Annotated in this window: 25 protein-coding genes and 3 pseudogenes; 10 read left to right on the top strand and 18 right to left on the bottom strand. The window is 60.7% G+C overall.

All coding sequences use genetic code 11. The features are described from left to right. The first annotated feature begins 107 nt into the window (after positions 1–107). Positions 108–689 carry a TetR/AcrR family transcriptional regulator gene (locus RWK44_RS16830; RefSeq protein WP_131639857.1) on the top strand — a complete coding sequence of 194 codons (582 nt, stop codon included), beginning with the start codon at positions 108–110 and terminating at the stop codon, positions 687–689. Positions 690–715: 26 nt separating this feature from the next. On the opposite strand, the gene RWK44_RS16825 is transcribed toward RWK44_RS16830, so the two are convergent. The 5 genes from RWK44_RS16825 to RWK44_RS16805 form a co-directional block, all read right to left on the bottom strand. Beyond that, a complete protein-coding gene (locus RWK44_RS16825) occupies positions 716–1810 on the bottom strand; it encodes an alkene reductase (RefSeq protein WP_316029125.1) in 1095 nt (364 codons plus the stop codon). A gap of 26 nt (positions 1811–1836) precedes the next feature. Then, entirely contained in the window at positions 1837–2235 is a 399-nt protein-coding gene (locus RWK44_RS16820; RefSeq protein ID WP_316029124.1) for a DUF2147 domain-containing protein, read from the bottom strand. 178 nt (positions 2236–2413) lie between these two features. Then, on the bottom strand, positions 2414–3418 hold the full coding sequence (locus tag RWK44_RS16815) for an NADP-dependent oxidoreductase (protein WP_316029123.1): 1005 nt from the start codon (positions 3416–3418) through the stop codon (positions 2414–2416). Between the two features lie 33 nt (positions 3419–3451). After that, positions 3452–4315, bottom strand: a complete 864-nt coding sequence (locus tag RWK44_RS16810; RefSeq protein ID WP_316029122.1) for an alpha/beta fold hydrolase — start codon at positions 4313–4315, stop codon at positions 3452–3454. 126 nt (positions 4316–4441) lie between these two features. After that, on the bottom strand, positions 4442–4570 hold the full coding sequence (locus tag RWK44_RS16805) for a hypothetical protein (RefSeq protein ID WP_316029121.1): 129 nt from the start codon (positions 4568–4570) through the stop codon (positions 4442–4444). A 156-nt stretch (positions 4571–4726) separates the two neighbouring features. On the opposite strand from RWK44_RS16805, the gene RWK44_RS16800 reads away from it, so the two are divergent. From RWK44_RS16800 to RWK44_RS16790, 3 genes and pseudogenes are all read left to right on the top strand, one after another. After that, positions 4727–5308 (top strand): TetR/AcrR family transcriptional regulator, encoded by a 582-nt coding sequence (locus RWK44_RS16800; protein WP_316029120.1) that lies wholly within the window; start codon positions 4727–4729, stop codon positions 5306–5308. Beyond that, on the top strand, positions 5305–5664 hold the full coding sequence (locus RWK44_RS16795) for a nuclear transport factor 2 family protein (protein ID WP_131661724.1): 360 nt from the start codon (positions 5305–5307) through the stop codon (positions 5662–5664). Before RWK44_RS16800 ends, RWK44_RS16795 begins: the two co-directional genes overlap by 4 nt. Further along, positions 5661–6038, top strand: a pseudogene (locus RWK44_RS16790) (TfoX/Sxy family protein). Before RWK44_RS16795 ends, RWK44_RS16790 begins: the two are co-directional and overlap by 4 nt. Positions 6039–6188: 150 nt before the next feature. Here the strand turns inward: RWK44_RS16790 and RWK44_RS16785 are convergent. Then, positions 6189–6929: an SDR family NAD(P)-dependent oxidoreductase gene (locus RWK44_RS16785; RefSeq protein ID WP_316029119.1), complete on the bottom strand. Its 741-nt coding sequence runs from the start codon at positions 6927–6929 to the stop codon at positions 6189–6191. Positions 6930–7028: 99 nt separating this feature from the next. Between RWK44_RS16785 and RWK44_RS16780 the strand changes: the two genes are divergently transcribed. After that, positions 7029–7679: a TetR/AcrR family transcriptional regulator gene (locus RWK44_RS16780; RefSeq protein ID WP_168258770.1), complete on the top strand. Its 651-nt coding sequence runs from the start codon at positions 7029–7031 to the stop codon at positions 7677–7679. A gap of 291 nt (positions 7680–7970) precedes the next feature. Here the strand turns inward: RWK44_RS16780 and RWK44_RS16775 are convergent, their stop codons facing one another. From RWK44_RS16775 to RWK44_RS16760, 4 genes are all read right to left on the bottom strand, one after another. Further along, positions 7971–9008, bottom strand: a complete 1038-nt coding sequence (locus tag RWK44_RS16775) for a 4-hydroxyproline epimerase (protein WP_020048267.1) — start codon at positions 9006–9008, stop codon at positions 7971–7973. 15 nt (positions 9009–9023) lie between these two features. Beyond that, a complete protein-coding gene (locus tag RWK44_RS16770; RefSeq protein WP_131663006.1) occupies positions 9024–9734 on the bottom strand; it encodes an SDR family oxidoreductase in 711 nt (236 codons plus the stop codon). 9 nt (positions 9735–9743) lie between these two features. Continuing rightward, on the bottom strand, positions 9744–10994 hold the full coding sequence (locus RWK44_RS16765; RefSeq protein WP_131663005.1) for an NAD(P)/FAD-dependent oxidoreductase: 1251 nt from the start codon (positions 10992–10994) through the stop codon (positions 9744–9746). 151 nt (positions 10995–11145) lie between these two features. Continuing rightward, positions 11146–12423 carry an alpha/beta hydrolase gene (locus tag RWK44_RS16760; RefSeq protein ID WP_316029118.1) on the bottom strand — a complete coding sequence of 426 codons (1278 nt, stop codon included), beginning with the start codon at positions 12421–12423 and terminating at the stop codon, positions 11146–11148. 202 nt (positions 12424–12625) lie between these two features. Between RWK44_RS16760 and RWK44_RS16755 the strand changes: the two are divergent. Further along, positions 12626–13008, top strand: a pseudogene (locus RWK44_RS16755) (hypothetical protein). A 400-nt stretch (positions 13009–13408) separates the two neighbouring features. On the opposite strand, the gene RWK44_RS16750 reads toward RWK44_RS16755, so the two are convergent. The 6 genes from RWK44_RS16750 to RWK44_RS16725 all read right to left on the bottom strand — a co-directional run bounded on the left by RWK44_RS16750 (position 13409) and on the right by RWK44_RS16725 (position 17574). After that, a complete protein-coding gene (locus RWK44_RS16750; RefSeq protein WP_316029117.1) occupies positions 13409–14305 on the bottom strand; it encodes an aldo/keto reductase in 897 nt (298 codons plus the stop codon). A 308-nt stretch (positions 14306–14613) separates the two neighbouring features. Next, the gene (locus RWK44_RS16745) at positions 14614–15249 is read right to left on the bottom strand and encodes a TetR family transcriptional regulator (protein ID WP_131661733.1); all 636 of its coding nucleotides are present in this window, start codon (positions 15247–15249) and stop codon (positions 14614–14616) included. A gap of 19 nt (positions 15250–15268) precedes the next feature. After that, on the bottom strand, positions 15269–15940 hold the full coding sequence (locus RWK44_RS16740; RefSeq protein ID WP_131661734.1) for a class I SAM-dependent methyltransferase: 672 nt from the start codon (positions 15938–15940) through the stop codon (positions 15269–15271). Positions 15941–16235: 295 nt separating this feature from the next. Then, positions 16236–16538 carry a hypothetical protein gene (locus RWK44_RS16735; RefSeq protein WP_017958775.1) on the bottom strand — a complete coding sequence of 101 codons (303 nt, stop codon included), beginning with the start codon at positions 16536–16538 and terminating at the stop codon, positions 16236–16238. 154 nt (positions 16539–16692) lie between these two features. Next, on the bottom strand, positions 16693–17064 hold the full coding sequence (locus tag RWK44_RS16730) for a cell surface protein (protein WP_131661735.1): 372 nt from the start codon (positions 17062–17064) through the stop codon (positions 16693–16695). 189 nt (positions 17065–17253) lie between these two features. Then, positions 17254–17574, bottom strand: coding sequence for a hypothetical protein (locus RWK44_RS16725; protein WP_168337632.1), 321 nt, complete (start codon positions 17572–17574; stop codon positions 17254–17256). 198 nt (positions 17575–17772) lie between these two features. Between RWK44_RS16725 and RWK44_RS16720 the strand changes: the two genes are divergently transcribed. Next, positions 17773–18471: a class I SAM-dependent methyltransferase gene (locus RWK44_RS16720; protein WP_131661737.1), complete on the top strand. Its 699-nt coding sequence runs from the start codon at positions 17773–17775 to the stop codon at positions 18469–18471. Between the two features lie 72 nt (positions 18472–18543). Beyond that, positions 18544–18987, top strand: a pseudogene (locus RWK44_RS16710) (hypothetical protein). A gap of 186 nt (positions 18988–19173) precedes the next feature. Here RWK44_RS16710 and RWK44_RS16705 read toward each other — a convergent pair. Continuing rightward, positions 19174–19506 (bottom strand): eukaryotic translation initiation factor eIF-2-beta/eIF-5 family protein, encoded by a 333-nt coding sequence (locus RWK44_RS16705; protein ID WP_168337631.1) that lies wholly within the window; start codon positions 19504–19506, stop codon positions 19174–19176. 29 nt (positions 19507–19535) lie between these two features. Beyond that, positions 19536–19718 carry a hypothetical protein gene (locus tag RWK44_RS16700; protein WP_017958768.1) on the bottom strand — a complete coding sequence of 61 codons (183 nt, stop codon included), beginning with the start codon at positions 19716–19718 and terminating at the stop codon, positions 19536–19538. A 202-nt stretch (positions 19719–19920) separates the two neighbouring features. Here RWK44_RS16700 and RWK44_RS16695 point away from each other — a divergent pair, with 202 nt between their 5' ends. Continuing rightward, positions 19921–20442: a hypothetical protein gene (locus RWK44_RS16695; protein ID WP_316029116.1), complete on the top strand. Its 522-nt coding sequence runs from the start codon at positions 19921–19923 to the stop codon at positions 20440–20442. 177 nt (positions 20443–20619) lie between these two features. Beyond that, complete coding sequence (locus RWK44_RS16690; protein ID WP_012755837.1) at positions 20620–20865, top strand: DUF982 domain-containing protein; 246 nt, start codon at positions 20620–20622, stop codon at positions 20863–20865. Positions 20866–20998: the final 133 nt, after the last annotated feature.

Raw genomic sequence — 20998 nt, 5'->3', positions numbered from 1 at the left:
TAATCCTTATATTGGTTGACATTATTAATGATATACGTCATCAATAAGTCAAGCTATAATGACGCACGACATCATAGTTTGGGCATGGCCGTCGAAAGGGCTGCGAAGTGCGGATCACCAAGGAAAAAAAGCAGGAAAACTACGAGCGGATTATCACCATCGCTTCCGAACTGTTTCGCGAGCGCGGGTACGATGGCGTGGCGGTGGCGGAACTGATGGAGCGTGCCGGGCTCACTCATGGCGGCTTCTACAACCACTTCCGATCCAAGGAGGAGCTGATCGCAGCGGCGACCGCCAGGGGTTTCGGCGAGACCGCGGAACGCTACGCAGGATATGATGCGCTTGCCGCCATCGAAGCCTATATCTCGCGCGAGCACCGGGATGCGCGCGGCCAGGGATGCTCCGCTGCGGCACTAAGTTGCGAAGCAGCACGGCTGCCGGATGAGACGAGATCGGCTTTTGCCGCAGGAATCGAAAACCTGCTCAGCACGTTCGAGGGCGACATGGCGCGCGATCACGCCTCCGGCGCCGGATCGCGCGCGCTGACCATCAGCCTCCTTGCTCAGGCCGTGGGCGCCATCGTCCTTTCGAGAGCCTGCCCGGACAATTCTTCCCTGGCGGATGAAATCCTGGATGCCTGCCGGGCCGACTGCCGTGACGCCATCGGAAATCACGCGCGCAAGCAATAGGGCCGCGCATGCGCGGCCCTATGCAGTCAGGCGTCGACCGGCGCGGCCATGGCGGGATAGTCGGTGTAGCCCGCAGCACCTCCGCCATAGAGCGTCGCCATATCGAGATTGGCCAGCGGTGCACCGGCCTTCAGGCGTTCGACAAAATCCGGGTTGGCAATGAACGGCCTGCCGAAGGCGAACAAATCCGCCAGTCCCTGCTCCAGCCTTGCCGTCGCGAGTTCCAGATCGTAGCCGTTGTTGGCGATGTAAGTGTTCTTGAACCTGCGGCGAAGCGCCTCATAGTCGAACGGTGCAACGTCGCGCGCCCCGCCCGTCGCGCCTTCGACGACATGGAGGTAGGCAATGCCCATCTCGTCGAGCTGCTCGACGATGTAGTTGAACTGCGCCTGCGGATCGGTTGCGGATATCCCATTGGCCGGCGACACCGGCGAAATCCGAACGCCGGTTCGCTGCGCTCCAACTTCCTCGATGACCGCGGCCGTCACCTCCAGCGTCAGCCGGGCGCGGTTTTCGACCGAGCCGCCATAAGCGTCGGTTCGGGTGTTCGATCCATCCCTGGCGAACTGGTCGAGCAGGTAGCCGTTGGCGCCGTGAACTTCGACGCCATCGAAACCGGCGGCGATCGCATTGGCGGCGGCGCCACGGAAATCCTTGATAATGCCGGGGATCTCGCCCGGTTCGAGCGCCCGAGGTGCCGACACATCCACGAAGGCGTTGTTCGCAAACGTCTTGGTTGCGGCCCTGATGGCGGAAGGCGCCACCGGGGGCTGCCCATCCGGCTGCAGGTCGACATGCGATACCCGACCGACATGCCAGAGCTGCAGGAAGATGTGGCCGCCCTTGGCATGCACCGCGTCGGTCACCTTACGCCAGCCGTCGATCTGCGCCTCTGTGTAGATGCCGGGCGTGTCCTGATAGCCTTGACCCTGCTGCGAAATCTGGGTCGCCTCCGAGATGATCAGGCCTGCCGAGGCCCGCTGCGCATAATATTCGGCAATGAGATCCCCCGGCACAAATCCGGCGCCCGCTCTGTTGCGCGTCAATGGCGCCATGACGATGCGGTTGGAGAGCGTGAGGGAGCCGAGTACCGAGGGCTCAAAGAGTGTCTTGCTGGTCATGTGTCACTTTCACAAAGAGTTAGAAATTATTGCTGACGTTCCCAGACCTGTGAACGTCCGAGCAACGACACGCCGATAAAGCCACGCACGTTGAGCTTCTTGCCGCCGTTGGTGACGGAAATCTTGCTGCTGTAGACCTTGCCATTGTCCGGATCGAGAATCTGGCCACCGGTATATTCGTTGCCGTCCTTCTTCAGGCCGCTCAGGATGACCAAGCCAACGACCGGCGCGTTCTTGAGCGCGCCTTCGCATTTCGCGCAGGTCGGGCTTTCGTTCGCGGCGAGAAAGACTTTTTCGATCCTGCCCTGCAATGTGCCATTTGACTCGATAATTCGGATCAAGGCCCTCGGCTTGCCGCTGACGTCATCGACATTCCGCCACAAGCCAACAGGCGAGCTATTGTCAGCCCATGCCGCCGATGACATGAGGGCCGCAACGGCGGTGAGTGCGAAAACGGTGGACCTTCTTAATATATGCAATGCTGTCAGCTCCTTGAATTGCGTTGAACGCGTGTGTTGCTGGATAGGCGTAAAGTCGGCTGGGAAGGGGCCAGCGTCGCAGAGGTCATGAAAATCCGGTGAGCCGCTGAGCTCTCCAAGGGTTCTAGTCTGCGACCGTGATGACCACCTTGCCCTTCGCACGCCCGGTCTCGACATAGGCCAGCGCATCCCCGGTCTTCTCAAACGGGAACACCTTGTCGACGACCGGGCAGATCGCGCCCGATTCGATCAGCGAGGTGATTTGACCCAATTGCTGCCCTTCGGCGCGCATGAACAGGAACGAGTAGCGAATGCCGAGACGCTTGGCCTTTTTCCGAACCCCTCGGCTCAGCAGGCGGAGCACCAGTTTCAGGAACAGGTTCAGGCCGAGTGCTCCGGCGAAAGCGGGATCGGGTGGACCGGAAATGGAAATGAGCTGGCCGCCCGGCTTCAGCACAGCCAGGGATTTTTCGAGCGTCTTTGGATCCTGGCTGTTCAGCACGAGATCGTAACCCGACAAGACCTTCTCGAAATCCTGCGTCTTGTAGTTGATCACCACATCCGCCCCAAGACTTCTGGCCAGCTCGGCATTGCCAGCGCTCGTCGTCGTCGCGACGGTCGCGCCAAGATGTTTGGCGAGCTGAATGGCGAAAGTCCCGACCCCGCCGGAGCCGGCCTGAATGAAGACCTTCTGGCCGGGTTTTACCTTGCCCACCTCGACCAGCGCCTGCCACGCGGTCAGCCCCACCAACGGGATGGACGCCGCTTCCGTCATGCTGAGGTTGTTCGGCTTCAGCGCCACGTCGGCTTCAGCGACGGCGATGAATTCGGCGAAGGTACCGACCCGATGATCGCGCGGCCGTGCATAGACCTGATCCCCCACCTTGAACCGCCTGACCCCGGATCCGGCTTTGACGACCGTTCCGGCAACGTCGTGCCCCAGGACGAAGGGTGGGCGATAGGGAAGGATAAGCTTGAACTCTCCATCCCGGACCTTGGAGTCCAGGAGGTTTACGGCCGTGGCCTGAATCCGGACCAGGACATCATTGTCCTGCAATTCCGGTTCGGGCAGGTTGGCCAGACGCAAAGCGCCCTTCTTCTTGTACTTATCAACGACGAATGCCCTCACGAGGCTTTCTCCAATTCGAAGTCTATTGTGGTATCAGGCGCCAAGGAAGGACAAAGCCTTCGACACGAAATCGGCGTAGTTCTGGAAAATCCCGCCATGCCCGGCGTCCTTGTAGACAACCAGCTCCGCTCCGGGGATGCGCTGAGCCATATCGGCGCTGTTGACGGTCGGAACCATGATGTCATCGTCGCCATTGGCGATCAGGACCGGGATAGTGATACGGCCGAGATCCTGAGGCGCCTGCCGCCCCCAGGCTTTGATCGCCTGGAGTTGGCGCAGGAAAGCCCTTGGAGTTGGCCCCTTGTCCCTTCCCGCCTTCCGCTCTTTCAGCCGATCCAGAAAGGCTTTCGCGGCTTGGCGACCATTGGCGGTGGACGTGAAGAACAGATAGGTTTTTGGATCGCGCAACGTCAGCAGACCTTTGATAATGAGGGGCCAGGATATCGCTCCCACCTTCTCGATGCCCCGGCCTCCGGCGGGACCGGTACCGGCTAAAATAAGTTTGCGCACGAGATCGGGGGCTTTCAGCGTGATGTCCTGCGCGACAAATCCCCCGAGAGAAAATCCAAGCAGATCGACTTTTTTGAACCCAAGCGTTCGGATCAACGCGATCGTGTCGCGTGCCATCTCGTCGATGGTCAGAGGGGCCGTACCGCCTGAGGCGCCGATACCCCTGTAATTGGTGGCGATTACGTGATGCCTGGTGGCGAGACCATCGACAATCCGGGGATCGAAATTGTCCAGCACCGCGCCCCAATGATTGAGAAGAATGACCGGCACGCCACCCTGGGGGCCAAGATCGCGATAGGCAAAGGGGGTTTCCCCAACATTGATCCAAAGATTTGGCGCCTCGGCATAACACGTCGCAGACCGAAGATATCTTACAGAAGTGTTCATCGTTTACTCCAATATCCGGCCCGAACCGGCAGGGTTGAGTCAGAGGGAAATCACGCGGCTTCGGTCGCCCTACCTTTTAATGACAACTGTCATCATAATGATTAATGATACTCGTCATCAAAGTTGTCAAGCGGAATTTTTCTCAGCCGAATCAAACGCCATCTCCCGCAGGCTGGTACGCGGGTCGTTCCAGCCAGGAAGGGTGCAAAGATCACCACGGTCGGAATGGTCTATTCTCACTTCAAACTTCGTCATGAGACCGAGTCGCTCCTCGCTACATGCCGATCCCGCGCTCGCCGGCGATGACCGAACTCGACCGGGCCGAGATTTTTCGCCGAAAGTCACGGAGACCGTTGCATTTCCATTCTTGATCAGTCATTCTAGAACAATTGATAAAGAATCGGGGCGACAATGGGCCGAACGCGGGAATTCGATGAGGAGGCGGTGCTGAAGGGGGCGATGCACATCTTTCGCAAGCACGGCTATCAAGGGGCGTCGATTCGGGATCTCGAGGAGGCGACCGGGCTCAAAGGCGGAAGCATCTATCACGCTTTCGGCGACAAGGCCGGCCTCTTCGACGCGGCGTTCGGGCATTACAACCGGACGGTGCTGGAGGGACGGATCGAGCGGTTTGCGCCGCCGGGAACCGGGCTTAAAGGCTTGCGCGAATTGTTCCTTTCGCTCCTGCATGAGCCCGACGATGGCTCGCTCGGCTGCCTGATCACCAATATGGCTGTGGAATTCGGCGGTAGTGCCGATCCGCACCCCCGTGTCGAGGCGGCGCTCGGCCTCCTTCGCACCACATTCCGCTCAAGGCTGACCGAGGCATCGACCTTCGTTCAGGACGCCGACGGTGCCAAGGCGGACAGGACAGCCACCCGCCTTCTGGCCTTCTATCAGGGCCTTCTGGTGCTCATTCGCGGCGGCGACGACAAGGCCGGCCTGCGGCAGGCGATAGAAGACGAATTCAATCAATTGGAGACGATGTTATGACACCTGAGGCCCTCTGGAATCGATATGCAGCCATCTGGTCGCTGGATGCTTCCGCTCGTGAGCCGGAAATGCTGGCTTGCCTCGCTGACGATGTGACCTATTGCGACCCGAATGGAACGATCGCCGGGCGCGCCGGTCTCTCGGCTTACATGGCCGGCTTCAAGGAGAGCATGCCGGGAGGCCGGTTCAAGATATTGAGCGTCCTCCACCATAATGACCGTTCGCTGGCGCGCTGGGTACTGCGCCAGGAAGACGAGAGGGTCTTGCAGACCGGCGCGAGCTTCGGGGTGATTTCCGATGGCCGGCTCGGCGCGATCACCGGCTTCTTCGATCCTCTGGCGGAGCAGCACCCATGAATAGCGAGGCGACACGCGGGCTGGCGCTCGACTTTGCGAGCCAGATCGCCCCAGCCGGATGCATCGATATCAGGCGCTTCTTCGGCGGCTCCGCCCTGATCGAAACGGCGCGCAGTTCGGGTTCGTCATGAAGGGCACTTTGTATCTCCGCGTCGACGCAGCGATGCGCGCGGAGTTCGAGGCAGATGGCTCAGAACCGTTCAGCTACCGCGCTGCCGGCCGGACGGTCACGGTTCGCCGCTACCACGCCGTTCCCGCACATGTGATCGATGATCCCGCGCTGCTGCACAGCTACGCGGAGCGTGCATTGCACGCAACCGCCACGCCCGGCCACCGGCTCGCCGATACGATCTAGCGTCACCCCGTGCGGCTAGTGCGTGGGCTGGCGGGTCCGTCACTTCGTCGATTGCTCCAGACCACGGATACGGCTCGATATCCCCCAACCCCTGCCCCCTGCGCGAAAGAAAAGGACCGATATCTGTCGATCCCTGTCTTTTCGCAGCCCCGCGGCAACATGTCCCGGTTCAGGTATTCAAGCCGCCATCCACCGTGAGGATGGTTCCGGTGATGTGCCTTGCAGCAGGGCTTGCGAGGAAAGCCACGGCCGCCGCCACATCTTCCGGCTCGCCGTAACGTCCAAGTGGAATGAGGGCACGCTGGAAATCGGCGAAGTCGCCATTGGCGGGATTCATATCGGTGTCGGTCGAACCCGGCTGGACCAGGTTTACGGTGATATCGCGAGATCCGAGTTCCCGCGCGAGGCCGCGGGTAAATGAGTGGAGCGCGGATTTTGTCATGAAATAGACCGTGCCGGTGTCACCGACGATGCGTTCGGCGCCGACCGAGCCGATCGTAATGACGCGGCCTCCCGCCTGCAGATAGGAAATGGCGGCCTGCGAAGCGAGCAGAGGCGACCGCACATTGACATCAAGCAGCGCGTCGATCTGCTCGACGCTGACATCGGCGATCGCACTGTAAAGTGCGATTGCTGCATTGTTGACGAGAATGTCGAGACCGCCAAGTGCCCGGGCCGCCTCGTCGACCGAGCGCTTCACGGCCGCCGGATCGGCGCTGTCGGCCTGAATGGCAAGTGCTTTCCGGCCCTTGCCCTCGACCGCCTGCACGACTTCGGCGGCGCGATCGGCCGAACGCTCATAGGTGATGGCGACATCAGCCCCCTTGTCGGCAAGCGCCAATGCGATGGCGGCGCCAATGCCACGCGAGCCACCGGTGACGAGGGCACGCTTTCCAGCCAGTTCTGTCATGATCTTCTCTTTCTGTAGTGATCGACACATAAATAGCTAGGCACGTTGCGGTGGGGTGTCAATGGGTTTATATAATGATCGATGCAAAAATCGGATGAGATGTCGAACGTCAACGAAACCCCTGCCCGCAGTCGCGGGCGGCCGCGGGCGTTCGACCGGGAAGCAGCCTTGGCGCAAGCGACCCGGCTGTTCTGGATCAAGGGCTTCGAGGCGACTTCGATTGCCGATCTCACCGAGGCGATGGGGATCGGATCACCGAGCCTTTACGCGGCATTCGTGTCGAAGGAGGCGCTCTATGCCGAGGCGCTGCGCCACTATCGCGATAACAACGAGGCGCTCGTCTGGGCAGGCTTCTTTTCCGCGGGCACGGCGCGCGAAGCGGTGATGTCGTTGCTGATGGATTCGGCCGCTGCCCTGACCGGCTGTGTCGCGGATATTCCCCGCGGCTGCATGGTGACGCTCTCCTCGGTCGGCAGCGAAGGCCATGTGGAACTTGGCGAACTCGTGCGAACTGCCCGCGCCATCACGCTCGACCGCCTGAAGGCGCGCCTGAACCAGGCGATATCAGCAGGCGAAATTCCAGCCTCGACCGACGTCCATGCGCTCTCCCGCTTCGTCCAGACCGTTCAGAACGGCATGTCGATCCTGGCCCGCGACGGAGCGACCCGCGGCGAACTGGAGGCAGTGGCCGAGCTGGCCATGCTGGGTTGGGACACACGAACCGGGGCTGCTGAGCACAGGCGAGGCTGATCGCGTTTCGAGAATATCGTTACGCGGATGCTCCTGTGTCACCTTTGGTCAGTTGGTCGCGGAAGCTTGATAGGATCGCTGGAGCGTGTAGCTGCCCCTCATCCGGCTGCCGCCACCTTCTCCCCGCAAGCGGGGCGAAGGGGATATGCCGCACCCTCTCGGTTCCTCGCCAGCCTCTCGCGGGGCACGTCCCCTCGCCCCGTTTACGGGGAGAGGGTTAGGGTGAGGGGCAGCCATTCGCGCGAACCGTCCGGAAATCGTTCGCACTTTCCGGCATCATGTCCTGAACGTTCAAATCTCGCCGGCAGCCGGCCCCCAGACATCCGTCAGCGCAAAACCGTTCGGATGCGGGTCGAAGGGGTCGAGGGCCACTTGGGTCAGGCCGAAGGTGAAGCCGCGGCCGGTGATGGTGGGGATGACGGCGGGGCGGCCGGCCACCTCGGTTACTGCCTGGAGGCCGACCTCGAATTCGGAGCCGATGATCGATTTCGAGGTGAAGATATCGCCGACCTTGGCCTTGCCGCGGGCATAAAGCGTGGCGAGATTGGCGGAGTTGCCGGTGCCGCAGGGCGAGCGGTCGGCCCGGCCCGGCCACATGGTGGTGCAGGTGCGCACCGTGCCGTCGGCTTCGGTATCACGGAACATGACATAGGCGACGCCCGATATCGCCGGGATCTCGGGATGGACGACCTTGATGTCGCGGTTGATCAGCTCCTTGAGGATCATGCCGGCCTGGACGAGGCCGGCGGCATTGGCCTTCTCGATCGTCAGACCGATCTGGCCGACATCAACAAGCGCATAGAAGATGCCGCCATAGCAGATATCGGCCTTGATCCTTCCCCAATGCGGCGTGTCGATCCCGACATCGAGCTCATGCACGAAGGAGGGCACCATGGTCAGCCTGACCTTCTCGCAGCGCCCGTCGCGGCAGGTTGCCGTCGCCTTGACAAGACCGGCGGCGGTTTCGAGCGTGACGATCGTCTCCGGCTCCTTCATCTCGACGATGCCGGATTCGAGAAGCGCCGTGGTGACGCAGATCGAGTTCGAGCCGGAACTCGCATGCGCCTGGTCGGGCTGCAGGATGATGAAGGCGGCGTCCGCCTCCGGGTGCCGTGCCGGCAACAACAGGTTGACCGAGCCGATGGGCGCGCCGCGCGGCTCCAGGCAGAGGAAGCGGCGCAGTTCGTCGCCCTTCGGATCGGTGTTCAGCCAATGCAGCTGGGCGGCGATGGTATCGCCGGGGATCTTCGGCACGCCGCCGATAGCGACGCGGCCGATCTCGCCTTCGGCATGGACATCCAACAGCTGGATCGTGCGCTTCCATCTCATATCGAAAACTCCAGATCAGACGTGACGGGTGACGCCGCCATCAACGCGAATATTCTGGCCGGTGATATAACCGGCGCCATCGGAGAGCAGGAAGGCCGCGGTCTTGGCGATCTCCTCCACATGGCCGATGCGCTTCATCGGGACCGTCTCGGCGGTCCCGGGCTTGTGGTTGAGGCTGTCGATATAACCCGGCAGGATGCAGTTCATGCGGATATTGTCGGCCGCATAACGATCGGAATAAAGCTTGGTGAAGGCGCCGGCAGCGGCGCGGTAGGTGCAGGAAACCGGGAAGACCAGCGTCGGCTCGTAGGCGGCGAAGGTGGTGATGTTGACGAAGGCGCCCTTGCCCTGTTTCAGCATGACCGGCGTCACCAGCCGCGCCACGCGCACCAGCGACAGGATCATCATGTCGGAACCGAGCGTCCAGTTCTCGTCCGAAATATCGAGCAGGTCGCCCTTCGGCGGATGGCCGCTCAGGTTGACGACGGCATCGATGCGACCATAGGTCTTCATCGTCAGGTCGAAGATCGCCTTGAGATCCTCGGCCTTTTCGGCCACGCCGCGCGAGGCGACGCCGCCAAGTTCGGCCGCGAGCTTTTCACAGCTCTCCGACGGCGACATCAGCGCCAGCTGATAGCCCTGGGCGGAGAGCTCGCGGGCGATCGCCTCGCCCATGCCGCGGCCGCCGCCGGTGATCAGCGCTACGGGTTTGGTGGTTTCGGACATCGGGACCTCCTAATAACGGTCTATGCGGAACGGGGTCATATCGACGGATGGTTTGAGCCCGGTCACCATATCGGCGATCACCAGCGCTGTCGTTGCCGAAAAGGTCAGGCCGAGATGGCCGTGGCCGGTCGCATAAAAAACGCCCTGCAGTTTCGACGACGGCGAAATGATCGGGATCGTATCGGGCAGCGCCGGACGATGACCCATCCATTCCGTCGTCTCCTCGACCTTGAGGCCGGGCAGCGCGCGCTGGGCATGGCGCACCAGCACCCGCGGACGGCGGAAATCCGGAGCAGCATCAAGGCCGGCGAGTTCGACATTGCCGCCGACCCGGATGCCGCCCGCCGTCGGCGTCACCATGAAGGCGCGATGCGGCCAGATCACCGAATAGCGCATCGCGATGCCGGGCTTCATGATCTGCGTGTGATAGCCGCGCTCGGTTTCGAGCGGGATCGGCTCACCGAGCTTTTCGGCGAGGAAGCGGGTGTGGACGCCGGCGGCAAGCACGACCGAACCCGCCTCGATGCGGCTGCCATCATCGAGGAGAACGACGGCGGTGCCGTCACCCCTGCGCTCGATATTTCGCACAGTGCCGGAAACGAAAGTCGTGCCGGCAGCCTTTGCGGCGTCGGTGAGTTTCACCACCAGCTTGTAGGGATCGCGGATCGACTTGTTGTCGGGAAGCAACACGGCTTTGGCGATCGCCGGCGACAGAGTGGGTTCGTAATATTGGATGGCGCCATTGCTCAAAACCTCGAATTCGAGGCCGTAGCGCCGCATCATGGCGAGATGGCCGCGATCGGCGGCAAATTCCGCCTCAGTCTCGTAGATCGCCAGACAGCCCTCCTCGGTCATCAATTCGGGTGCGCCGATCGCCTCGAGCATCTCTCTGAAGTCACCGAGCGCCCGGTGCGACAGGCTCATGCCGGCATCCTCGATCTCTCGGAGACGCGAGGGCCGACCGGCGGCGAGGAAGCGCAGGAACCAAGGCAACATCCTGGCCGCATAGGAAGGCCGCAGCCAGACCGGACCTTCCGGATCGAGCAGCCAGCCGGGAATCTTCTTCCAGGTCGAAGGGCCGGAGCCGGCGGCAAAATCGAGCGCGATACTTGCCATGTTGCCGAAAGAGGTGCCGCGACCTGGTTCGCCCTTGTCGATCAGCGTCACCTCAAACCCGCGCCGCTGCAACTCGAAAGCGATCGAGGCGCCGATCACGCCCGCGCCGACGACCGCTACCCTCTTCTTCGTCTCATCCGCCATGCCATCAACCCATCGCACGGCAGACAGAAGTGCCGTCGTGAATCTGATATATCACATCAAGATGCAATGCCTAGAGAATTTCCGTTTTCTCCGAATCACGGAAATTCTCTATTTCTTTGTGCACTTTTGCTGGAATTGCTCTGTGGAATTTTTACTGGCTTTCCGGCAGGCCGGCGCCGACGCTGTCGCCGACCGAACCGACGGTGTTGTTCATCGACTGGCCGAGACGTTTCAGCTGGGCGTCGTAGTTGCGCCGGGTGCGCGGATCGAAGATCGCAATCGGCGTGCTGACGGCGACACTGACAGCACTTCCGGCGGTCTGGGCAGCGCCCATCGCCACCGCGCCGACGGCCTCGCCGAGACCGACATTGGAATCGGTGATCGTCTGGCCGGCAATCAGCCGGTCGCCGATCAGCTGCACCACCTCCGGGCTTTCGGCGAACTTGCCGTGGTTCAGCCGGTCGCCGCCCTTGAGCTTGGTAAGGTCGAGCACGGTGATGCCGGCCGCCTCGAGCTTGCTGCGGTAAGGTTCGGCAGAGGGATCGATCTGGCCCAGCCGGTCGACATTGCCGGAGATGCGCCGTGACAGCGCCAGAGCCCGGTCGTCCTGCGAGACGAAGATGGTGAAGTGCGGCCTTTCCTTGCCGAGGCTGGCGAACTGGCGGCCGAAGACATCGACATCGAGATCCGGCGAGGCAAGGATAACATTGTTGATCTTCGGTGCGACATGACCTTTGCGGATCGCCATCTGCCTGAGCGCTTCGACCGTCAGCCACGTGCCCATCGAATGGGCCATGATGGTGATGTCGCTGACAGCCGGATTGGCGGCGGTGCGGGTCAGCAGCTCCTCCAGCGCGTCGCGGGAATAGTTGGTGCTTTCCTTGTCGTAATTATAATCGAAGATGCTGCCGCGCGACGGCCAGGTGAAGACGACGGGGGCGACGTCGGCATGCGAATCGTGGACGATCTGCGCAAAGCGGTAGACGGCATCCTCATAACGATTGTTGAAGCCGTGGACGAAGACCAGTACCCGGCGGCTCTTCGGCATATGGGTCTTCAGCCAGGTCTCGCCGGCCCGCTCGCCTTCCAAGGGATCGACCGAAACGGTGACGAAATCGCGTAGCGGATCGGCCGGCAGGCGGCTTGGCCATTGCACCTGGCCGACCTTGCGATTGGCTTCCGGCGGGATCGAGACGTCGACGGCATTGACGGCGAGCCCGGTGCCGCGTTCGCCGGAGAAAAGCACGGCAGGATTGTCGTCGGCAGCGCGCGTCGTCGCGACGAGAAGATCGACCTTCGACGTGCCGGCCGGCACGGTGCCGGCCGCCTGCATGACACCGACCGGCCTGCCGCCGCAGCCGGCGAGCGCCATCGTTGCAATCAGAAGACCTGTCAGAGCCGCGGGCAAGCCGCGTCTTTTGCAGATCATGACCAAACTCCAATCGGTTCACCCACCGGACAGGCGGCGCCCGTCCAAATAGTCCGACGAGGCTTGCCGAGTCAAACCTCGGGAGATGGACAAGAGCAATCCCCTGCGAAAACCACTGCGCGCTTTTGCTGGAATTGCGCCTGAAACTTTTCCGCTATCCGCGGCGTTTTGCCCGATCAGGTTCAATCGATGGATCACGGTGATGAAATTGCTCGGGATCACATGCTTATCGACATTGATGCTGATGCCTTCGCTCGGCTCGACGGAGACGCTTGGCGAGGCCGATATCCGCCGCGACATCATCGGCAAGACGGTCTACCTCTCCACACCGCTCGGCGTGAACTGCCGCTGATCTTCCGCTCGTCCGGCAAGGTCGACGGCAACGGCCAGGCGATCGGCCTTGGCCGCTATGTCAAACCCAGCGATACCGGCCAATGGTGGATCGACGCCAACCGCCTCTGCCAGAAATTCCAGAGTTGGAACAAGGGCAAGCCGATGTGCTTCGAACTCGAACGCGCCGGCGCCAACACGATTAAATGGACCCGAGACAACGGCAGGACCGGCGTTGCCCGGATCGGCAATTGATCGATTTCGACTTGGAGAGATTGGGGAAAAGAAAAAAGCCCGACGCGGGAGGAGGTGCGCCGGGCTCTTGATCCTGACTGACAACTGGGAGGAGGAGTGTTGTCAGTCCGATGTAAGAGCGCTGGGAGGAGGAGTGCGCTGCTTACGAAGATAGGTATAGCCAATTCTTTTGATTCGGAATAGCGAAAATACCGCAATGCAGCAATGCGCTGAGCGCAATGCTTGCCTCCTAAGCGGCACGCCACCGCCTCATTTTGCAGCATGTTTGACCAGATGGTCAAAATTATGCCGAAAATTGCGACCTCGGGGATCGCGATGGGCTTGCCCCTCATCCGCCTGCCGGCACCTTCTCCCCGAGGGGAGAAGAGGATATGCCGCAATCTTTCCGCTCCTCGCCTCGTCAAGCAGCCTTGAAGACCTTGCTGCCCTCGGCGTCGAGGGCGGAGAATTCTTCGTTCGAGAGGGTGATGTCGACGGCGGCGACGTTTTCCTCAAGATGCTTGACCTTGGAGGTGCCGGGGATCGGCAGCATCACCGGGCTGCGCTTCAGCACCCAGGCGAGCGCGATCTGGCTGGGGGCTGCATTGTGCTTTTTGGCGATGGTATCGAGCAGCGAGCCGGGTTTGGCGAGGTCGCCGGCGGCGAGCGGGTACCACGGGATGAAGCCGATATTGTGCTTGGCGCAATAATCGAGCACGTCCTCGCTGGTGCGGTCGACGAGATTGTAGCGGTTCTGGACGGTCGCGACCTTGAAATGCTTCGAGGCGGCTTCGATATCGGCAACGGATACTTCGCTCAGGCCCGCATGGCGGATGAGGCCGGTATCGAGCAGCGATTTGATCGCATCGAATTGTTCCTTGGCCGGCACCTTCGGATCGATCCTATGCAGCTGCCAGAGATCGATCTGCTCGACGCCGAGATTGCGCAGGCTCTTATGCACTTGCTGGATCAGATATTCCGGACGTCCGACGGGCAGCCAGATATCGGGGCCGTGGCGGGTCAGGCCGCCCTTGGTGGCGATGACAGACTCGCCGCCATAGGGATGCAGGGCTTCCTTGATCAGCCATTCGGAGACATCGGGGCCGTAGGAATCGGCCGTATCGATGAAGTTGACGCCGAGTTCCGGCAGGCGCTTCAGCGTGCGGATGGATTCGGCATGATCGGAAGGCTCGCCCCAGATGCCCTTGCCGGTGACGCGCATGGCGCCAAAACCGAGGCGGTTGACCTCGATATCGCCGCCGATCTTGAAGGTGCCTGACTTTGCTGCGTTGTATTGGGCTGCGTTGTGACTGGACATGGTCTTTCCTCTCTTATCAATCAAATATTGAAATCGGTGGAACGGTCGGAGGCGGTTGAACAGCCGCGGCACGGATGCCGAGGCTTTCGGAGATGCCTTCGAGCGCGAATGTCTGCCCTGATCGAAAGCGATGCCCGGCATGGTGAAGATCTGCTCGCTGGGATCATCAGAATGTGGCCGCTACGACGCTTGCAGATATAGGACGGCCCGGTTCCGATAACAGGGCCTGATCACAGGGATGGAGCGGAAACATCGACATCGAGCTGATCTGGTCGGAAGTGCACACGGAGGCGCAGGCGGCCCCCGCGTCAACGCCTGGTCTTTGCCTCGTCGCCGAATTCCGCCAGCATCTTCCAAAGGTCGGTGAAAATCTCCCGGGCGAAATCCTGCGGCGAAACGCTTGACGGGCGCTGCTGCCAGAGCTCAGCCCCGACGCGCAGCGCACCGATGACGATGGCCGCAAGGACGCGCATGCGGGGCCGCTCAAGCGGATCACCTCCCTTGCGCAGCAGCAGCGCCTCGGCGAGCTTCTGTTCGAGCTTGGCGTATTTCAGCTGGTCGCGGGCCTTCAGCGCCGGCGTGCGATGGATGAGTTCGCCTAACGCTAGGCCAGGCTCATCGACGGACGCGATGACGGTTGCGGTGATCGCCGCCTCGACCGCCGCAACGGAGGGTTCTTCCGCCGGCCTTGCGGCGATTGCAGCCATCAGGCGATCGGCAAAGGCATCCTGCCAGGCGAAAACCACCTCTTCCTTGGAGGGGAAATAATCGAAGAAACTGCGTTTGGAGACATCGGCCGCCTCGGTGATGTCCTCGATCGTCGTGGCCTCGAAGCCGCGCTGCAGGAAGAGGGTCATCGCCGCCTGCTCGATGCGCTCGCGCGTCTGCCGCCGCTTGCGTTCCCGCCTGCCTTCCGTCGTTTCCGCCCGCTTGTTCTTAGCCATTCCGGCCCGGCATCATCGTTCAGCCGCCGGTTTCGTTGGAAAAGGCGGCGACGTCGTCGATGTCAGCCGCGCTCTGGCGATAACTGAAGCGCTCGCGCGACAGTTCCAGCGGCTTGCGGCGCGAAATCCGGTAGACCGAGGCCGGCGGCAGGTTGCGCACCGTGCCGCCGATGCGCACTGCCTTCAGACCGAGACGGTCGAGGATCGGCCGCGGCACCGGGCAGCGCGGACCATAGGTAAACTGGTAGACGGCGCCGCCCGGACGCATATAGGCAAAGGCGCCGGCCAGGATCGAGGCGATCTTGCGCGGCGACATGGACAAAAGTGGCAGGCCGCTGACAACCGCGCCGACCGGTTCGCCTTCGAAGATATCGGCATGGGCGAGATGGGCGGCGTCCATCTGCAACACACGCGCGGTCGGAAAACGCGTCTGCAGCGATGAGATGAACTCCGGACCGTACTCGATCAGGGTCAGATCCTCTTCGCTGACCCCGCGCGCCAGCAGTGCCCGGGTGAAGACGCCGGTTCCCGGGCCGAGCTCGATGATCGGCCCGTCGAGTGCGGCAATTTCACTGGTCATGATCCTGGCAAGCGAATCCCCCGACGGCGCGATGGCCGCGACCCGAAGCGGGTTGCTGATCCAGGAGCGGAAAAAATGCAGGAAATCGGTGCATGCGGCCTTTGCAGTCATGACTATCCCACCTGTCTGAAATTCGATTGAATATGAAAAGCGACCATCGCGGCGAGCATGGCAATTCCAAGGCAGAGGCGTCAATCGCCCGTCGCTGCGGCTTTTCGCAACACCCACTGTCACCGGTTTGCTTGGTTTTGTACTTATTGCATTTTTGCATTCAGCGCAACATTTTCCAGGCGGGAGACAATCGACCCAGCGCAACCAGTCACCCCGCATGCGAAAGGGCGACCCTGAGGCCGCCCCTTCAGCCCATTGCGGGCCGCTCATGATCGCGAAAACACCGAGCGTCTCGTCAGTAGTTGCAGCTGGAGCCGCTCCCCGGGTTGAAGCCGAGTTTGCAATCCCTCTTGAGGGGCTTCTTCGGATCCATCATGTAAGGCGTCGAACCCGTGGTTTCCGAGGCGCGATCGCCAATCGAACCGGTCGTACGCCTGTCGTGCCGCACCGTGGTTTCTTGTTGCGCAACCGGACGCTCGGCTGCACCCTGTTCTGTCGCGCTCGACTGAAGGGGAGCTGCCGTGGCCGAGAAGGCCGAAAGGCCGAGGATTGCGCCGAAGGCAGCGGCCATCAGGCCGTTCTTGAAAGTCGTGGTCATAATCGTCTCCTTGGGAGGATTCGTGGAATTTACGCCCCGGAGTTAAGAAACGGATCTGTCACATACTACGGCACCGCAACGGCCATCACAGACATGTGAGCAGTGGCCCGATCAAGAAAGAGGCGGCTCATCGCCGCCTCTTTCATTTGCCGGCTCAATAGCCATTATCACAGGGCATGCTGCCGGGACCGATCGATCCTGTAAACGTAGGGTTGCACATTGGCGGGGCTGCCGCCCTGTTGACCGGGTGGCGGACGATGGAGCCCGTGGTATTGGCCTCAATGCCAAAGGCGGCAAGCGGATACCAGTAGCCATCGGAATGGCGGCGGGTGCCGACGTGCTCCGTGCGAAAGCCGCGATAGCCATGCCACCTACCGGCATGTGGTTTATATTGCACCATTTTCACGTCCGAAGCAGCAGGCGGCCGAGTCGTCTGAACGGGTGCCGCCTGCGCGGGGATGATCGACGCGAGGGCGAGAAGGGCGCCGAGCGCGGCGGCGGATGGGGCAAGTCTGAACATCTTCATGATAAACCCTCCTTATGGATTTATCTTGGAAGAATGCCGTTCAGACCAGCGGAGTTCCGCGACTCGACCGCAATTCCAAAACTCATGATTGCAGGCGATCCGGCGTGACTAAATCGCCAAAAAACGTGAAAAGTCGCAATCAGGAAAGGGCTCCAACGGCGCTGGTGATGAAACCTGAATTCTCTGTTCTCAATTCGCGTATAATGTCCGGTAACCCTGGCCGGAGAGGCAAGCGACATATTGCCGGTGGGCGGCAGCGCGCGCCGTGGTTTCGGCTTCCAACTCATCGGCCCCGGCATAGCCGGTCAGCTGGGCGCGCAGCTGGTACTGCTTCCTCGCCTCGTCATACATGGCGTTGCCGTCGGTCATGCAAAGGCCGTGCGCAACGACCGGCGGATTGACCGGCACGCCGACCGCCAGGAGCACGGGATCATTGGCATGGTCGATGCAGCCGCCAAGACCCGTCATCATCGCCAGGGCAGCCAGAACCCGAAAAATTCCCACCGTCATGCATTCCTCCGGCTGAAACGCCTCAAAGATCATCAGACCTGCGGATACATCAGGAAGGTTGCGCGAAACTAGGCTGGGGGGCTTGCCTGCCATTCCGGCCGGACGCGCCACTTGACTAGTCATGTTGAAATATTGCTAAAATATTATATTAATGCTTACTTATAGTCGTAAACACTAATCTTTCGGGAGGGAAAGATTATGGCTTCGCCGTGGGTAAACGACGCGCTCTCGCACGCACAAACAGCATTTTCCAGCAAGACTGATACAAATATCCTTGAGGTCGGAGGCGGCTCTCGCACGCATATCCCCTTGAAAGGAGCGCGATATACGGTTGTCGACATCTCCAAAGAGCAACTCGAAAAGAACCAGGACGCCGCTGAGAGGATCCTCGGCGATGCTCAGACCATCGACTATGGAGATCGTCACTTCGACGCCTGCGTCTTCTGGGACGTTCTCGAGCATCTGGAAAGCCCACGCTCTGCCTTGCTGAGAGCCCATGACACCCTATCTCCCGGCGGCCTGGTGTTCGTCAAGGGGCCGATCCTGAACTCGGCCAAGGGGATCTTCACCGATCTCACGCCCTGGTGGACCCACGTCTTGTTCTATCGCTATGTGTTGAGGCAGAAAAACGCCGGAAAGCCGGGCTATGCCCCATTCCGCGTCGAGCACGCCGCAGAGGCATCCCATTCGGAGATTGCCGGGACATTAAAGGAACTCGGCATGGATGTGGTCTTCGTCGGCGAATATGTGTCGACGCAGGTGCATGCGCTCAAGGACCGAATTCCCCCGCTGTATTGGCTCTACGAGGCTTTCGGCCTGCTGCTTCGCACGACTTCGGGTGGAAAGATCGGAGGGCGGGAGACAGAGTTCCTGATCGTGGCAAAGTGCCTTCGTTAGGCACTCCCCACCAAGATCTATATAGCACTTCGGAATGCCGAAATTGCAGGCCCTTCTGCTAGGATCGCTGCAATGAATCTCGGGGTAAAAGTGCAATGCGAATAAGCGGTATCGGGGGAGAAGAGCGTGGTCGTTTGCTTCCGGCGATTGCCGCCATTGTTTTCGATCTTACTGGCAAGCGCCGTCCAGGCTTTTTCCTGCGACCAGCCGATCATGATATCCAACTAGTCGTTCTGTGCGATCTCCAACGTGACCGATGAGGGCGGCGACACTGATTGGAAAGTCGTGCCTGCTTGGACTCGCGAAAAAGCCATAAGTGCGTTTTTCGGAAACGATTCGCGGCTACTGGCAAACCACGGACTTGCAACGCCAAATTCCATCGCGTTGTACTCTGCCAGCCGGGTGGCAAACGGGCAACCCGGATGAGTGCTCATATCTGGTTTGCAGCGGCTTTTACTCCTCTTTGGTTGGGAAGGAAGGGAAGACTATTTGAGAGACCACCCGACCGCTCAATAGTTTTCCCTTCGCTGTCTTGGGCCAGAGACTGGAGCGGCCGATGAGAAGTGCTTAACCTTGATCTCCCGATCTCGATCTTGAGAACCTGAAGCAGTTTCGGGCAAAACGGTTATCGCAGCCTCGGCACTACCCATCCTCTTCATCAGAAAATATGCTCGCGACGGCGGCCGAACGGCCCCACAACCTTCAATGTTCAGAGGCGCTGGGTGAACGACGCGGGGCTTCAATCCTTGCTTCAGGGATCAGACGTATCAGAGTTCCGTCACGCGCCGCGGCGCTGATTGCCGTTGCGATCTGCCGGAGCGGTCCACGCGCGACGAGCGTCTCTGGCGGAGGGTGTTTTCCGGGACCCGGATCGATAAAGGCTGAGCACTCATGATCCGAGTCGAGCATCGCCATGAAGGATGTCGCGACAATCATTTCGCCGCAAGCGGCGCATCGAAGAATGTAAGAACCGCGGTGGACGATCGATTCTGTTTTGTCCAATCCGCACGACGGACAGGCCAGCATATTGGTCATTGCTTCACCCCTAGCATGAGCACGCGCCTCTAGGAGGCGGCGGCCAGAACGATGGCGATGGCGAGCAGCAAGGGACCCATCCACTTGAAATGGCGAACCAATGGCGGCCGGCTGGCTGGCTTGCCTGGATATGGCAGATAACCAAAGCCGACGGATGTCATCCATAGGCCGGCGCAAAACATGATGATTTCATCGATATAGGCTGCGATCATGACTTTCCTGCCTTCGGATCGGCGCTACGATATCTCCGTCTCCGCGTCCGATGCCACTCATCCTACCCACCAGCACGGCCAGACGGAAGAGAAGAGTGGATCTGAGAGATTAAACTTTGGGTAGCATAATTACCTCGAATCCACTAGTCATTCGAACTCGTACACACGAATCCGCTAGAGCCACTTTTCTCGGGAATGTTTCATGCACAACGCCAAATTCATTCGTTACGCCGCCTTCTCTGCGTGCGTCGCTTTTGCGGCATTTCAGGCCGGACAGGTTCTGGCCGATTCGGCCGATGACAAGTTCTTTGACGCAGCCCTTTGCAAGCCACCCCATACGATGACATCGGCAATGAAGATCTATGATGTCGTGGAAGCTCTGGCCAAGCCGGACACGTCGTCTTTGGGCGCGGCGATCTACAAACTCCCGAACCAGATAGGCCGCGACGGCTTTAAGTCGACCGAGATTTTCTTTGCTAACAACGCTGTTGGCGTCTTGATCGAGGGCGAACGCGCCGACGATCTGGCCGCGAAATACGGTTTGAAGCCGGAGACCTCGGACCTGCTCGGCACATCTACCAAGGGCTATTCGCTTGAACTTCCCGCAGATCTGCAGCCGGAACCCGGAATGGCCGGGCCTGGAAAAGTCTCTATCATTGCTCGCCAAGGCAACGCCCTGCCCGGCAAAACCTTGCTGGCGTGTGAATTCGTGCAGGAGTTCTAAGAGGCGTCGCATAAGCGCGCAAAACGGCGGCACGAAACCCCTTTTCGAAAAGCACATCCCAGCAGTTCGCTGACCGAGAAAGGCATCTCGTTCATACTGCGCCTCGCCACGCCGGATGAATCGCCCTATGTGTGCAGGCTGCAACGGCAGAGAGCACGCAGCGGAGGTCCTGAGATCATGCAAACCATTTGGAAGAAGCCGGTAACGCTCGCCCTTGAAGGCCCGGATCAGTGGGTGGTGATCCAGACGACCCAGGCCGCGACATGGGCACTGGTCGAAGACTGGCCGACCGAAGAAGGCCCCGCCTTGGATAGGGCCTGCGCGGTTTGCGCGGATGTGATGTCGGGAAAACGAAACCGGGAAGAGGCGCGACAGGCGTTCATCGACGCTGCAATCGAAGCCGGAATCCCGATTAAGGAGTAAGCCACGACCCGTGCGGCGCCTATTTGGCGCTGGACGGCGAGCGGTCATCTCGGCTCGCCATCCAGCGTGATGACGCAGAGATTATACGCAATCAGCCATCATAATGGCCAGACAATGCTGCCTCCGCAGACTT

Source organism: Rhizobium sp. 25PS6 (assembly GCF_032464655.1).
Taxonomy (GTDB): Bacteria; Pseudomonadota; Alphaproteobacteria; order Rhizobiales; family Rhizobiaceae; genus Rhizobium; species Rhizobium laguerreae.
Note: the sequence above shows the minus strand (reverse complement) of the source record. Positions and strands in the feature narration are given on the sequence as shown.